Origin of the sequence: Nostoc sp. (assembly GCF_036917635.1) — a bacterium.
Classification (GTDB): domain Bacteria; phylum Cyanobacteriota; class Cyanobacteriia; order Cyanobacteriales; family Nostocaceae; genus Nostoc.
In genome coordinates, this window is sequence record NZ_JBALCW010000047.1 from 102,278 (window position 1) to 115,738 (window position 13,461).

Below are 13,461 nucleotides of genomic sequence, written 5' to 3' on the forward strand. Positions count from 1 at the left end.
CACCCTTGGGGCGGAGCTTGCTATTAAGTTTTAATTAGTACATATCAATTCTAAGTAATTTTAAAATGATCAATATCCGTTGTGAAACTCTGCCAAACAGTAATAGCTGATGCGAATACATTAGCCTTTGGGCAGGAAAACGAGGCTAAACTTGTGGAGGAAATTCGCCGTTTTGACCACTATATTCCAGAACTTTCTCTGGTTGCAGAGCTTGAAAATGTTGTGGTCTGTCATATTTTATTCAGCTACATTGATTTAGTGGGTGAAGAAAAACTACAGATACTCGGTTTAGCACCTTTGGCAATTCAGCCACAGTTTCAAAGACAAGGTATTGGCAGCACACTAATAAAAGTAGGGTTATAAATAGCAGAGGCAAAGAAAGAAGCCATAGTGATTGTCTTTGGTCATCCCCACTTCTATAATCGTTTTAGCTTTCAGCCTTCTATTGTTTATGAAATCGAGTCTCCTTTTCCAGTACCAGAGGATGTCTTCATGGTTAAACCACTGCAAAGCTATCAAAAAAGGTACAAGGGAAAAGTTGTTTACCCATCAGCTTTTCATGGAGTATAATTCAAGTTTATGAAAGTAAGAATTCTTTGGTAAGAAATTCTCCGGCAATTTTTCTATCAGTCGGTAAGTATATGGAAACGTGGATATCTAAATTTTTTAAATATTTGCACATTAGTAGGCCAACATCAGATCATTCCAAATTACCTAGTCCGCATCCTAAAGCAGGCATTGCTAAAGATTTAATACCTTCTTTTTTGTAATTATCTTGAACCCATTTTAGTCCTTCTTCAATTCCATCGATATCAGCATTATTTTTCCAATGCTGTTTTGTTGGAAATAACAAAAACCATGTTTCTCCATTTTCAGACGGCAAAGATGTTGTTTCTTCTGCTAGTTGATTAAATATTGAAGATTCACGTTTATGTAATTTTGGTTTACCCATTTGTAAAATTTTATTCTTGCATAAATCTTCATAGTGAACATACATATCTGGGAATCTATATTTAGCTGTTGATGCTAGTCCTTTTCCCATTACTCCAACGCAGTTGACACTTATTGTAAGTGTTTGCATTCTAGAGAAAAACATATCACCTTCTACAATAGAAACTGTGTTTGTTAGAGCTATTCTGTTGTAAGGCAAGAAGAACATAGTTGGCTCTATGCTCACTGGTGGTCTGGGTAAATTTTTGTACTCAGAATTTTGTATAACTTCTTCTAGTTTTTTTGCAGTATTTTCTGTTGGTACATAAATTGCTTGTATACAATCCGGTGTCACTGTCTTAGGCACTAAACACTCAGCCATTATTTTTCTTTTTGTCCCATCTTCTTCTTTCCACCATTCAATATCTATACCTTTGATTATTTTAGCGATAATTTCTTTCTCTTTCCAGCTACTTGCAGGTAGAATTTGTGATAAGTGGCTAGCCGCATTTCCAGTTGTTATAAAAGCGTCTTTCCGATTGAGTATACTTGGTTGTATTGACAAAACAACAATTCCATTATCTTTATTTTCATTTATCACCCTGTATAACATCGGGTTTCTTGGCTGAAAATAAAAATTAGCATATTCCCATAAACTTTTGCCATCTGGTGTGTTTTTGCTACTACGGTTAGCAACTATTTGTTGGTCATATACAGGTGTACGTTGGATATTCTCTTGTTCAACAATTGCATGAGATAAAACTCCTTTTTTTAGGATAGATGGTACATTATAAAGATGTGTAATGTAATACAAGCTATCGATTGTCTTTTTGCGTTTCATTATTATTTCATCAAATATTATTGATAGTATTATTGTACTAATTTGATTCAAAAAGAATAATATTTATGTATTAAATAAGACGTTTACCTGTACTACACCTTTGTCCTCTAACGCAGCCGCAACCCTTAAAATTAACGCTTCATTATATGGTGCTGCTATTAATTGCACACCCAAAGGTAAAGCATTTTGACGCTGAATTGGTACTGATAAAACTGGTAAACCAATAAAAGATAATGGTTGAGTAAATAATCCTAAATGAGGACGGACAAGAATTTCTTCCCCATCCAAAATCATGGTTTTTTGACCAATTAGCGGTGCGGAAATTGGTGTAGTTGGGGCGAGAATTACATCGACATTTTGAAAGACTTCCCGAACGCGATCGCGGTACCATCTTCTAAAGCGTTGGGCTTGCAGATACCAGCTACTAGGAATTAACGCCCCAGCTAAAAAGCGTTCGCGTGTCGCTGGATCAAAATCTTCAGGACACCTACGCAACTTATCCAAATGCAGATTTGCGCCCTCGCTAGCTGTAATCACAAACGCCGCAGCCCGGGCGCGGTGTGCTTCTGGTATTATTACGTATTCAGTGACTTCTATTGCATCAGCTACCTTTTGCACTGCTGCTAAAGCTTCCGGTTCTGCGCCTTTGGTGAAATAATCAGCTGCAATAGCAATTCTGATATTAGAGATATCTTGATTGAGTTGTGATAAAACCAATTCAGGCGGACGCTTTGTGCAAATTGGATCGCGATCGTCTTTTCCTTGAAGCACATCAAACACCGTAGCGATATCCTGTACCGAACGCGCAAAAAGGCCAATATGGTCAAAACTGGTAGAAAATAAAGCTACCCCAGCCCGAGATAACCTTCCGTAAGTCGGCTTCAAACCAAAAACGCCACACAACGCCGCCGGAACGCGAATTGAACCATTAGTATCAGAACCCAGCGTTAGCGGTACTAACCCAGCAGCAACAGCCGCCGCCGAACCACCCGATGAACCACCAGCAACTCGCTGTAAATCATGGGGGTTGTGAGTAGCCCCGTAATGGGAGTTTTCCGTCACAAACCCATAAGCGTACTCATCCATATTCAAAGCGCCAACCAGCACAGCACCCGCTTGTTTCAGCTTTGCTACTGCGGTTGCATCTTGACTAGCTGCTGGGTTTTCTGCATTGATTTTTGATCCCGCCAGAGTCGTTAAACCAGCGATATCGAAGAGATTTTTCACCGCAAAAGGCACACCAGCAAGCATTCCAAGATAATTACCTTGGGCAATTTCCTTGTCAATGCGGGCTGCATCTGTTAAAGCTGTCTCAGCAGTGACAGCCGTAAAACAGTTGAGTTGATTATCCCACGCTGCTATTCGTGCTAACGCAGCCTTGGTAACTTCCACCGCGCTAACTTTGCCTTCGCGTACAGCAGCAGCTATCGATACAGCATCATTCATGGTTCAAAAACTGGTGCAACTTCAATATCCTGCGCGAGAGGAAAAGAATTTACAAGATTAGCGATCGCATTAATTCTCTCAAAATTTGCCACCACACCATCACGATACTCATCTCTTAGCTGCAAATTCAATAACAACGCCATTTGATCAACATACTCACCCACATCAAACTCTTTTCTTGCCATCTCTCTTCTTTTGCGTCCTTTGTGAAAATTATATATCTCTTTCTTCTTTCTTCCCTTTGCGTCCAAGGCGTTCAACTCTTGGAGACGCACTCGCGTTTGCGGTTCGTTTCTTATCTATATTTTTCACGAATAAAATAGGACTACTATAGCTTTTCGCGCTCAAATGAGGTACATCAGAGCAAGCAAGGAGCTTGCTCTTAGGGGGTTGGGGTTCTTGTATCTCAACAGACTGGAAAACGCTATATAATTAAATTGTGCCAATTATTAGCAAGATATGTTGCTGATAATTGGCACAATCACTATCTGAATATTTTGTAACTTTAAGCAAGGAAACCTGCAAAAAAGTCCAGAGTTTCTTTCAGTGCTTTGATGAAAATATCAATTTCCTCGCGGGTATTGTAGAAAGATAGACTTGCTCGTGCGGTTGCAGCAAGACCTAAGTAACGGTGTAATGGTTGAGTGCAGTGGTGTCCAGAACGGATAGCAACGCCTTCTTGATCTAATAATGTAGATAAGTCGTTGGCGTGAACTTCTCCGGCTGTGAACGACGCAAGAGCGGCTCTACCTTCACCTTTAGCATTTGGTTTGGGGCCGTAAATTCTAATTTGGGGAATTTGCTCTAATTGTTGGAACAAATAAGCTGTTAATTCTGCTTCGTAGGCGTGGATTTTATCCATACCGATTAGCTTAAGATAATCTATTGCAGCACCAAGTGCGATCGCTTCTCCAATTGCAGGTGTCCCAGCTTCAAATTTATGGGGTAATTCTGCGTAGGTAGAATGGTCTAAATACACTTCTGCAATCATCTCACCACCACCAAAAAATGGTGGCATTGATTCCAATAATTCTAACTTGCCATACAGAAATCCTATCCCAGTTGGCGCACACATTTTATGCCCGGAAGCTACCAACCAGTCACAATCTATTTTCTGTACATCAATCGGGAAGTGGGGAACACTTTGGCAAGCATCAACTAAGAATTTAGCACCGTAACTGTGAGCGATCGCACCAATTTCTTCTACTGGATTAATACAACCCAAAGCATTAGAAATATGCACCACTGACACTAACTTTGTTTTTTCAGAAATCAGTTTTTTAAACTGTTCCAAATCAAAACTTTCTTCTGGTGTTAATTCTACAAATTTCAGTACTGTACCCGTTTTTTGTGCCACCAATTGCCAAGGCACAATATTACTGTGGTGTTCCATCACCGAGAGAATAATTTCATCTCCCGGCTGCAAATTATTCATTCCCCAGCTATAAGCTACTAGGTTAATCGCCTCACTTGCGTTGCGCGTGTAGACGATTTCCTGACGCGATGCAGCATTAATAAATTTGGCAACTTTATCTCTAGCACCTTCATAAGCATCAGTTGCTTTAGCACTCAGAGAATGAGCACCTCGATGCACGTTAGCATTATATTGTTCGTAATAATCCTGCAGGGTATTTAATACGAACAAAGGCTTTTGTGATGTCGCAGCATTATCGAGATAAACCAGGGGTTTATCGTTGACTTTCTGATGCAATATCGGGAAGTCAGCGCGAACTTTATCAGCAAGGGTTTTGGTAGGAGTAAAAGTCATTGGTAGATTAGTTATTAGTCATTAGTCAGAGACTTAAGATTATTGACTGTGTTTAACAGGATTTCTCGCAGAGAAGGAACTGGTATTTGGTTGATGACTTCAGCCGCGAAGGCGTTAATTAACAACTTCCGAGCATCATTTTCATCAATTCCGCGACTTTGCAGATAGAATATTTCGTCATCTTCCAATTGGCTAACGGTAGCACCGTGAGCGCATTTGACATTATCCGCAGTAATTTCTAATTGGGGTTTGGTATCAACTCTGGCTTTAGGTGATAACAGCAAATTGCGATTCAACTGGGCTGCATTTGTCAACTGCGCTAGTTTGGGTACAAAAACTTTACCATTGAATACCGCATGAGCGCGATCGCCTACAATACATTTATGCAATTGATCGCTTGTACCGTGAGGATAGTTAAGTGCGATCGCACTGTGAGTATCAGACAACTGCTTACCAGAAATCACCGTCAACCCATTGAGAGTAGTTTCTGTTTGCTCACCAGTTTGCAAAATTTCTAAATTGTGCCGCGACAACTTTGCCCCTAAACTTATGGCATGACTTGTATATCGACTATCACGAGCTTGCAAGACAGATGTTTTACCAATATGAAAAGCCTCTGCACTATCACGTTGGATTCGAGTATGGTTAACCTGGGCATTTTCCTCAATCCAGATTTGTGTAACTGCGTTAGTAAAGTGAACTGCTTCCCCAAGTTCTATTTGCTCTGGATCTTCTATGTTTGTTGGTTGATACAGATAATCTTCAATGAGCGTAACACTACTACCAGATTCAGCCACTACTAAAGAACGAGGTTGTGATAGTATCGGTGAATTACCAGGAATAGACAGGAATAGTAAATGAATTGGCGTTTCTACCACAACATTTTTTCCCACCCATACTACAGATGCATTTGTGAAAGCAGCGGTATTCAACGCAGTGAATACTTCTTCTGTACCCTGTTCTTGGACTGAATAATAATTCTCTAGGCGAGAGCGATATTCTAAAGGAAGTATAGGTAAATCTTCCACCCATATACCTTCAGGCAAATCTGCAACAGATGAGAGTTCCGGCGCAAAAACTCCGTTGACAAACACCAACCTACTATCAACAGCTTCTGGTAAAGTCAGTGGTGTGATATCAAATTTTATAGACCAAAACTCTCGTGTCTCTACATTGAATTTTACTTGCCGTAGAGACGACAGATCAGTAAATCGCCATTCTTCCTCACGGGTAGTGGGGATAGTTGAGTGACGGACAAAATTAGCAGCGCGATCGCGCAGTTGTTGTAACCAAGCAAATGTTTCCGGCTGAGGAAGTTCCTCCAAAATCAATCCCTGAAATTGATTTAACAACTCACTCAGGTAAGGATCTCCATTTACCAAGGTGTTGGAAGCCTGACTTTGAGATACTTGAATACTCATTACACACCCACCTCAGCAGCTGCAAATTCTGCCAGTACCCAATCATAACCGCCAGACTCTAATTTTAATGCCAGTTCCTTACCACCACTGGTGATAATCCGCCCCTGTGCCATCACATGTACAAAATCAGGCACAATATAATCGAGTAAGCGTTGATAGTGAGTAATCAAAATTGTCGAATTTTCTGGAGTTGCCAATTGATTTACCCCATTCGCCACAATTCGGAGCGCGTCAATATCCAAACCCGAATCAGTCTCATCCAAAATTCCTAACTTTGGTTCTAGCAGCGCCATTTGCAGAATTTCATTCCGCTTTTTCTCACCACCAGAAAACCCTTCATTCAAACTCCGACTGAGAAAACTGGGATTCATCTTCACCACATCCAGCTTTTCCTCAATCAAATCGTCAAAATCAAAAGCGTCTATTTCCTCCAAACCTTGCGCCTTACGCCGGGAATTATACGCCACCCGCAAGAAATCCAAATTGCTCACACCGGGAATTTCTAACGGATACTGAAACGCCAAAAACACACCACTTCTAGCCCGTTCCTCCGGTTCCAACTCCAACAAATTTTGCCCCTGAAAAATCACCTCACCACCAGTCACCTCATATGCCGGATGCCCAGCCAACACCTTAGAAAAAGTACTCTTACCAGAACCATTCGGCCCCATAATCGCATGAATTTCACCGGATCGCACATCAAGATTCACACCCATCAAAATCGGTGTCCCATCAACATTAGCCGTCAGATTCCGTACTGACAGCACAACTTCACTATTTTCAATAATCATCTTCTCTCTTCTCTCTGCGCTCTCTGCGCCTCTGCGGTTCCTTACTCTTCCAGATAAACACAGAACACCGATGTCTCTGTGTTTATCCTTCCTTCCATTTATCCCACACTGCCTTCCAACTTCAAACTCAACAACTTATCAGCTTCCACAGCAAACTCCATCGGTAGCTGATTGAAAACATCCTTACAGAAGCCGCTAATCATCATCGAAATCGCATCTTCAGAAGAAATACCCCGTTGAGCAAAGTAAAATAACTGATCTTCCCCAATTTTAGAAGTAGAAGCTTCATGCTCCACCTTCGCACCGTTATTTTGCACCTGAATATAAGGGAAAGTATTCGCATGGGCATTATCCCCAATTAGCATCGAGTCGCACTGAGAATAATTTCTCGCCCCAATAGCTGTCGGATTGACTTTCACCAAACCCCGATAGCTATTACTAGAATTACCTGCGGAGATTCCCTTAGAAATAATTGTACTACGAGTATTCTTACCTACGTGAATCATCTTACTGCCAGTATCGGCTTGCTGCTGATGATTTGTCAGCGCCACCGAGTAGAACTCACCCACAGAGTTATCACCCACCAACACACAGCTAGGATACTTCCAAGTAATTGCCGAACCTGTTTCTACTTGAGTCCAAGAAATCTTGGAATTTACGCCCTGACATAAACCGCGCTTGGTGACAAAGTTGTAAATACCGCCTTTACCGTTAGCATCGCCAGCGTACCAGTTTTGCACAGTGGAGTATTTAATTTCGGCGTTGTCGAGGGCGACAAGTTCCACAACGGCGGCGTGTAGCTGGTTGCTATCATACATCGGTGCAGTGCAACCTTCGAGGTAAGAAACATAACTACCTTCTTCAGCGACAATTAAAGTCCGCTCAAATTGTCCCGTATCACCAGAGTTGATGCGGAAGTAGGTAGACAGTTCCATTGGACATTTTACGCCTTTAGGAATATAGACAAAAGAACCATCGCTAAATACGGCGGCGTTCAATGCGGCAAAATAATTGTCCGCGATGGGAACAACGCTACCCAAATATTTTTTGATTAGTTCTGGGTGTTCTTGCAATGCTTCGGAAAACGAACAGAAAATAACGCCGTCTTCCGCTAGCTTTTCTTTAAATGTAGTAGCGACAGAAACGCTATCGAAAATTGCATCGACGGCGACATTTGCCAGCCGCTTTTGTTCAGATAGAGAAATACCTAACTTCTCGAAGGTTTCTAAAAGGGTTGGATCGACTTCATCCAGACTGTTTAGTTTTTCTTTCTTGCGTTTTGGTGCTGAGTAATAAATGATATCCTGATAATTAATTGGCGGATACTTGACATTAGGCCAAGTTGGTTCCGTCATTTTTTGCCACTGGCGATAAGCTCTCAGGCGAAAGTCCAGCATGAACTGCGGCTCGTTCTTCTTAGAGGAGATCAAGCGGATAACGTCCTCGTCTAGTCCACGCTCAATTGTGTCGGCTTCAATATCTGTAACAAAGCCGTACTTGTAGGGTTGGTTGACTAAGGTTTTGACAGTGGCACTCATCAGTAATAATCTCTCGTGTTCTGAACTCTTTTAGGATGGGAGACGGGCTGCGGCTAACCGATTCCCATTTCCCGTTACGGAATGGTTACACGGCTGCTAGAATAGTTGTGGAGAGTAAAACAACAGCTATGTTGTTTAATCTATCTTCATTTTACGCTAAATTAACAACAACAATGTTGTCAAAGTCAAACAATTTTGGATTTTAGATTTGCAATTTTAGATTGAAATAAACCAAAAGGGTACTTGGCTCAAGGGTTTTAGATTGACGATCGCGCACCCTCTTGTTTACCAGAGGCATAAAGTAAGTGGCATCTGGGCATGTACCAAAAAACTTTTTTAATCCCAAATCCCAAATCCCAAATCCCAAATCCCAAATCGGTACAGTCAAATTTTCAAATAAATTTTTGGGACGTTCGCTGAACGTCTTGCAGCAACCATAAGATGGCGACTACCCACCAGTCCTCAACCAAGCAAGATATTCTAGAATATCTGCACAAACACGAAAAAGCAACGGCTTTAGAGCTAGCTGAACTTTTAGAGGTTACCCCCCAAGCGATTCGTCGCCATCTCAAAGATTTGGAGACGGAGGAGCTAGTTTTGTATGCGACATCAGTACAGGCGGCGGGAATGGGGCGTCCGCAACACCTTTATCAACTGAGTCGTCAGGGACGCGATCGCTTGCATCGAACAATGAGCGATCGCTTTGGTGATGCAAGCGGCAATTTTGCGGTTTCGTTGCTAGACACCTTAGCCGAAACGGTAGGACACGATCAATTTAAATCGATTTTAGAGAAGCAGTGGCAGAGGAAAGCCAAAGAATACCGCCATCGCGTGGGTAACGGTTCACTGCGAGAACGTGTAGCCAACTTAGTAGAGTTGAGAAAAGCGGAAGGCTTCATGGCGGAGTATCACCCTGTTGATGTGAATGACTGCTTTGAGAGCGATCGCTTTATCTTAATGGAGCATAACTGCGCCATTTCCAACGTTGCCGAGTCTTTCCCCAGCATCTGTGGTCATGAATTAGAAATGTTTGCAGCCGTCTTACCAGATTGTACCGTAGAACGCACCCACTGGATTATTGATGGCGAACATCGTTGTGGCTATTTGGTACAAATTCGTCATTAGTCATTCGTCATTAGTCATTTTCTAATACCGAATTGCCAATCCCCAATCTCCAATCCCCAACTAAGTTTGAGATAGCATTTCATTTATGGATGTACCAACCCAGCAACCATCAACACAATTTTTAACTCTCGAAGAATCAGCAAAAGTAGACGCAGCTTTGTTGTCTTCCCCAGAAAAGTTTTTAACAAGATTGACAATTTCATCACATAAGCTTTTGAAACATATCGCTCAAGAGTACAGTGTTGCTATTGAAGATTTAACAGCGCAGCAAGTAATTGCCTGGTTTGAAAAAGATGGTAAAATTCGACGTGAACAGGGCATTGAAGGTTCATACCTGAAATGGTAAAGTTTGGATTTCATTGATTTTTATAAAATAGCCATAGAGAATATCTCGCTTCTAAAAAAGTCTCATTTCAATGAGAGACGCAGCATTGCCGTATCCCTACGAATAACTATGTTTATCTGTGATTAATTATTTTTTTCTGTACTTTATACCATTTCTTTGTGAGGCTACGCCAGACTCTTTTAACTTCTTTCTTGGTGTGCTAAACTTCGTATGCGCCCTTTGCGGTTCGTTCTTCTTTCTTGTACTTAAATAGGTTTAGCGCATCTCAATACTGCGTATGTTTTGAATCTTCGTAGGTTGTATGTGGAACCGCTATAAGGGACTTCCAAATAAAAAAATGTTCCAAAACTGACGCAAAAACTCTCTCTATTTCTTCTCTCTGCGTTCTCTGCGTCTAATAAGGTTCGTTTATTAGATTTATTTCTTGGAAGTCCCTAAATAAAAAGCACCTTTTCCAAGGTGCTTTTAAAGTTAATAACATTTTGTTTGTCAAACAATTATTTAAGCATTGTAATTGTTAGCCCGAGGACTACGAGCGCCAGTTACGGCTCCAATCATTGAGGCTATTAAACCCAACAAAGAACCAAACACAAACCACCACAATCCCGAACGTAAATTAGCTGCTGCATCACGAGCTTGTTGGGCGCTGATGTTTGCTTGTGGTACATTAACACCACCTTGCTGTTGTACCTGGTTTATCACTGCCCCAGCGTTAGAAGCAGCAACACCAAAAGCACCAGATACTCCACTTGCTAACAGCCATGAGCTAACTGCTAAGGTCGTTGCCCAAAGAATTGCACCGTTAAGAAGAGCTGTATTGCGGTTCATCGGGCCACAAGCACGGGCTGTAACCCAACCACCTGTAAATAGGGAAATTAGTAAAGCGATAGTTGACCAAAGCCCCGCATTACCCGCAGCGTTAGAGGCAATTGATCTGGGTGCACCTGAACCTTCAACTGCGCCTGCCGCAAAAGCACCAATGATAGCGCTCAAAATTAATTGAGTAGCTAAAGCAACCAACAAACCAGAAATAATCGGACCCCAGCGAACAAGATCATGATATTCAGCTACTCGGCCTGCTACCACAGGCTCAGTAGCAATACCTTCATTACCTGTCCGATTTACGTATGACATAGCTTATGTTCTCCAGTGCTGTTTCAGCAAAGCTTATTTCAGGTATATTTATGCTTTATGTTTAAAATTAAATAACTAAATCATCTGCTTTTATATCTATCAATAGAAAGAGTTAATAGGTATATCTTTAGTGAGAAGAAGCAGATTTATTTAACAAAAATCTATACATCTTAGTATTTATTAAAATATTAATAAATTTTTATAAAATAAATTTTAAAAGTTTAAAATTAAAACACAATTAATTCTTAAATTTTATGATAATCTAGCTTTAATTATGTACAGAATTAGACTTAAGAGAAAATTTTGTAACGATTCTCAAAAGTAAGGATAATCAAAAATTAACGCATCCTCACAGCAGTACCTGTGGCAGTAATCAGCAAAAGAACTCCTGACTGGTCAAGATTGATTGTGCCAGTATCAATTTCAATCCCAATCACAGCATTTGCTCCTAAACGTTGCGCTCGTTGTTCTAATTCTTCTAATGCCTTGCGTTGACCCTGCTCAAATAGACGCTCATAGCTACCAGTCCGTCCACCAATAATATCTCGAATACCCGCCAAAAAATCTCGCAAGAAATTGCTGCCGTAGACTACTTCTGCTGTCACAACGCCTAAGTAGGACTCAATAACGGCTCCTTGAATTACATCAGTGGTAGTTATAATCATAAATTAGCCTCTCAGATGGTATATAGGTTGATATTTATTATTAAAATACCCAGACAAAACTAGTTGGTATTGATATAAGCTTGATAAACATTCTCTCACACTATTTTAGATTGCGATCGCTCGCATTTGCGCTTTCACTTGCTGGCTAAAAACTAGTATTTGAAAAAACATTTAGCTTGTTAAATTTATCTTACCGTGTCATGTCCCATAAGGATATAAACACCTGGATAGAGGGTTACTAAAGGTAGTATCATGTGAGCAATTGGACACAGACTCAGTAAATTATTAAATAAAACAACTTAAATTGGCGGGTCGCTTTCTCAAATTAAGCTAAAGGCCTGTTGGATTCTGAGTAACACGTATAACTACTGACAAAAAAAGTGTTATTTTGCTAGCTTACTGATTTATATGTAAGTAACTTCATCTAAGCTTGATATCTTACACTTGATAATTCAGTAAAAACTCTGTAATGTGTGCCATTGTAAAAGAAAAAGTCAATGAATTATTAACATCTTAATCAATACGAAGAAATACAGTTTTCAAAAGGCCATATTTTTGTTTTAATGTACAAGAAAAAAGTCCTCTAAAATTTCAGGAAATTTACTGTGTACAAGTCAACATCAATTGTGCTGAGTGTGGTGTTATTAGGATGTTTTTCCTTGACTATACCTTCTGTGGCTCAGTCTCAGGTATTAGTAGCGCAAGGCAAAAACCCAGAGTTAAAGCAATTACTAGAAGAAGGACGGAGGTTAGTGGATACGGGCGATTATGGTGGTGCGATCGCAGCTTATCAGCAAGCAGCTAGGCTAGATCCGAAGAATGCTAAAATCCATTCAGGTATTGGGTATTTATACGCTCAACAGGGAAATTACCAGGCAGCATTAACATCTTATCGTCGTGCGATCGCCATCAGCCCTAACAATAGTGATTTTTACTACGCCGTGGCTTACATCAAAGCGAATTTGGGCGACACGCCTGGGGCAAAAGAAGGCTACCGTCGGGCTATCCAGCTGAACCGTAACAACGTTAACGCCTATTTAGGATTGGCTGTAACCCAATCTCGGATGGGAGACTATAATGCTGCTAGCTGGGCATACCAACAAGCAATCGACTTGGATAAGAACAACGCCCAGACTTATGAGTTAATGGGTTCGATGTATAAACAGCGACGACAAACCAAACAAGCCAACAGCTTGCTTCAGAAAGCCCGTGACTTGTACAAGCGGCGCAATGACTCAGATGGCGTCAACAGAGTAGAAGCCATGCTGCGACAGTTAGGAGGATGAAGTTAATAAAATTAAATAATTCGTAATTCGTAATTCGTAATTAATTTTTGTGACGGGGATTTAGACCCCGACCCAAAACGTTCTGCCGTCATTAGGCAGGGGAATTAAACCCCTAAACTTTGTTAAATTTTTGTCAGCGATTGATCTGCACAAATGGCTAGTAGTATCAA

12 protein-coding genes and 1 pseudogene are annotated in these 13,461 nt (G+C 40.9%); 4 read left to right on the forward strand and 9 right to left on the reverse strand.

Features of this window, described 5'->3' with window-relative positions; translation table 11 throughout:
- Positions 1-65 precede the first annotated feature (65 nt).
- Positions 66-570 (forward strand): annotated as a pseudogene (locus tag V7K32_RS13265) (GNAT family N-acetyltransferase).
- Positions 571-700: 130 nt separating this feature from the next.
- Here V7K32_RS13265 and V7K32_RS13270 read toward each other — a convergent pair.
- The 7 genes from V7K32_RS13270 to sufB form a co-directional block, all read right to left on the reverse strand.
- The gene (locus tag V7K32_RS13270) at positions 701-1,822 is read right to left on the reverse strand and encodes a DarT ssDNA thymidine ADP-ribosyltransferase family protein (protein ID WP_334993859.1); all 1,122 of its coding nucleotides are present in this window, start codon (positions 1,820-1,822) and stop codon (positions 701-703) included.
- A 12-nt stretch (positions 1,823-1,834) separates the two neighbouring features.
- Complete coding sequence (locus V7K32_RS13275; protein ID WP_334993861.1) at positions 1,835-3,217, reverse strand: AtzE family amidohydrolase; 1,383 nt, start codon at positions 3,215-3,217, stop codon at positions 1,835-1,837.
- Complete coding sequence (locus tag V7K32_RS13280) at positions 3,214-3,402, reverse strand: DUF4089 domain-containing protein (protein ID WP_334993863.1); 189 nt, start codon at positions 3,400-3,402, stop codon at positions 3,214-3,216. The genes V7K32_RS13275 and V7K32_RS13280 overlap by 4 nt, the downstream gene beginning before the upstream one ends.
- A gap of 320 nt (positions 3,403-3,722) precedes the next feature.
- Positions 3,723-4,985: a cysteine desulfurase gene (locus V7K32_RS13285; RefSeq protein ID WP_334993865.1), complete on the reverse strand. Its 1,263-nt coding sequence runs from the start codon at positions 4,983-4,985 to the stop codon at positions 3,723-3,725.
- A gap of 14 nt (positions 4,986-4,999) precedes the next feature.
- A complete protein-coding gene (gene sufD, locus V7K32_RS13290; RefSeq protein WP_334993867.1) occupies positions 5,000-6,406 on the reverse strand; it encodes a Fe-S cluster assembly protein SufD in 1,407 nt (468 codons plus the stop codon).
- Positions 6,406-7,197, reverse strand: a complete 792-nt coding sequence (sufC, locus tag V7K32_RS13295; protein WP_334993869.1) for a Fe-S cluster assembly ATPase SufC — start codon at positions 7,195-7,197, stop codon at positions 6,406-6,408. Before sufC ends, sufD begins: the two co-directional genes overlap by 1 nt.
- Before the next feature lie 98 nt (positions 7,198-7,295).
- Positions 7,296-8,735 (reverse strand): Fe-S cluster assembly protein SufB, encoded by a 1,440-nt coding sequence (gene sufB, locus V7K32_RS13300; protein ID WP_334881995.1) that lies wholly within the window; start codon positions 8,733-8,735, stop codon positions 7,296-7,298.
- Positions 8,736-9,176: 441 nt separating this feature from the next.
- Here sufB and sufR point away from each other — a divergent pair, with 441 nt between their 5' ends.
- Together sufR and V7K32_RS13310 are read left to right on the forward strand one after the other, a co-directional pair.
- The gene (gene sufR, locus V7K32_RS13305) at positions 9,177-9,860 is read left to right on the forward strand and encodes an iron-sulfur cluster biosynthesis transcriptional regulator SufR (RefSeq protein ID WP_334993871.1); all 684 of its coding nucleotides are present in this window, start codon (positions 9,177-9,179) and stop codon (positions 9,858-9,860) included.
- Between the two features lie 85 nt (positions 9,861-9,945).
- Complete coding sequence (locus V7K32_RS13310; protein ID WP_334993873.1) at positions 9,946-10,206, forward strand: hypothetical protein; 261 nt, start codon at positions 9,946-9,948, stop codon at positions 10,204-10,206.
- 501 nt (positions 10,207-10,707) lie between these two features.
- On the opposite strand, the gene V7K32_RS13315 is transcribed toward V7K32_RS13310, so the two are convergent.
- Complete coding sequence (locus tag V7K32_RS13315; protein WP_334993875.1) at positions 10,708-11,340, reverse strand: hypothetical protein; 633 nt, start codon at positions 11,338-11,340, stop codon at positions 10,708-10,710.
- Between the two features lie 338 nt (positions 11,341-11,678).
- Entirely contained in the window at positions 11,679-12,005 is a 327-nt protein-coding gene (locus V7K32_RS13320) for a YbjQ family protein (RefSeq protein ID WP_322647774.1), read from the reverse strand.
- A gap of 605 nt (positions 12,006-12,610) precedes the next feature.
- Here V7K32_RS13320 and V7K32_RS13325 point away from each other — a divergent pair.
- The gene (locus V7K32_RS13325) at positions 12,611-13,291 is read left to right on the forward strand and encodes a tetratricopeptide repeat protein (protein WP_334993879.1); all 681 of its coding nucleotides are present in this window, start codon (positions 12,611-12,613) and stop codon (positions 13,289-13,291) included.
- Positions 13,292-13,461: the final 170 nt, after the last annotated feature.

Coding starts and splice junctions, on each gene's coding strand:
- V7K32_RS13275 (WP_334993861.1), bottom strand. CDS start 3,217: ATGAATGATGCTGTATCGATAGCTGCTGCTGTACGCGAAGGCAAAGTT.
- V7K32_RS13280 (WP_334993863.1), bottom strand. CDS start 3,402: ATGGCAAGAAAAGAGTTTGATGTGGGTGAGTATGTTGATCAAATGGCG.
- V7K32_RS13285 (WP_334993865.1), bottom strand. CDS start 4,985: ATGACTTTTACTCCTACCAAAACCCTTGCTGATAAAGTTCGCGCTGAC.
- sufD (WP_334993867.1), bottom strand. CDS start 6,406: ATGAGTATTCAAGTATCTCAAAGTCAGGCTTCCAACACCTTGGTAAAT.
- sufC (WP_334993869.1), bottom strand. CDS start 7,197: ATGATTATTGAAAATAGTGAAGTTGTGCTGTCAGTACGGAATCTGACG.
- sufB (WP_334881995.1), bottom strand. CDS start 8,735: ATGAGTGCCACTGTCAAAACCTTAGTCAACCAACCCTACAAGTACGGC.
- sufR (WP_334993871.1), top strand. CDS start 9,177: ATGGCGACTACCCACCAGTCCTCAACCAAGCAAGATATTCTAGAATAT.
- V7K32_RS13310 (WP_334993873.1), top strand. CDS start 9,946: ATGGATGTACCAACCCAGCAACCATCAACACAATTTTTAACTCTCGAA.
- V7K32_RS13315 (WP_334993875.1), bottom strand. CDS start 11,340: ATGTCATACGTAAATCGGACAGGTAATGAAGGTATTGCTACTGAGCCT.
- V7K32_RS13320 (WP_322647774.1), bottom strand. CDS start 12,005: ATGATTATAACTACCACTGATGTAATTCAAGGAGCCGTTATTGAGTCC.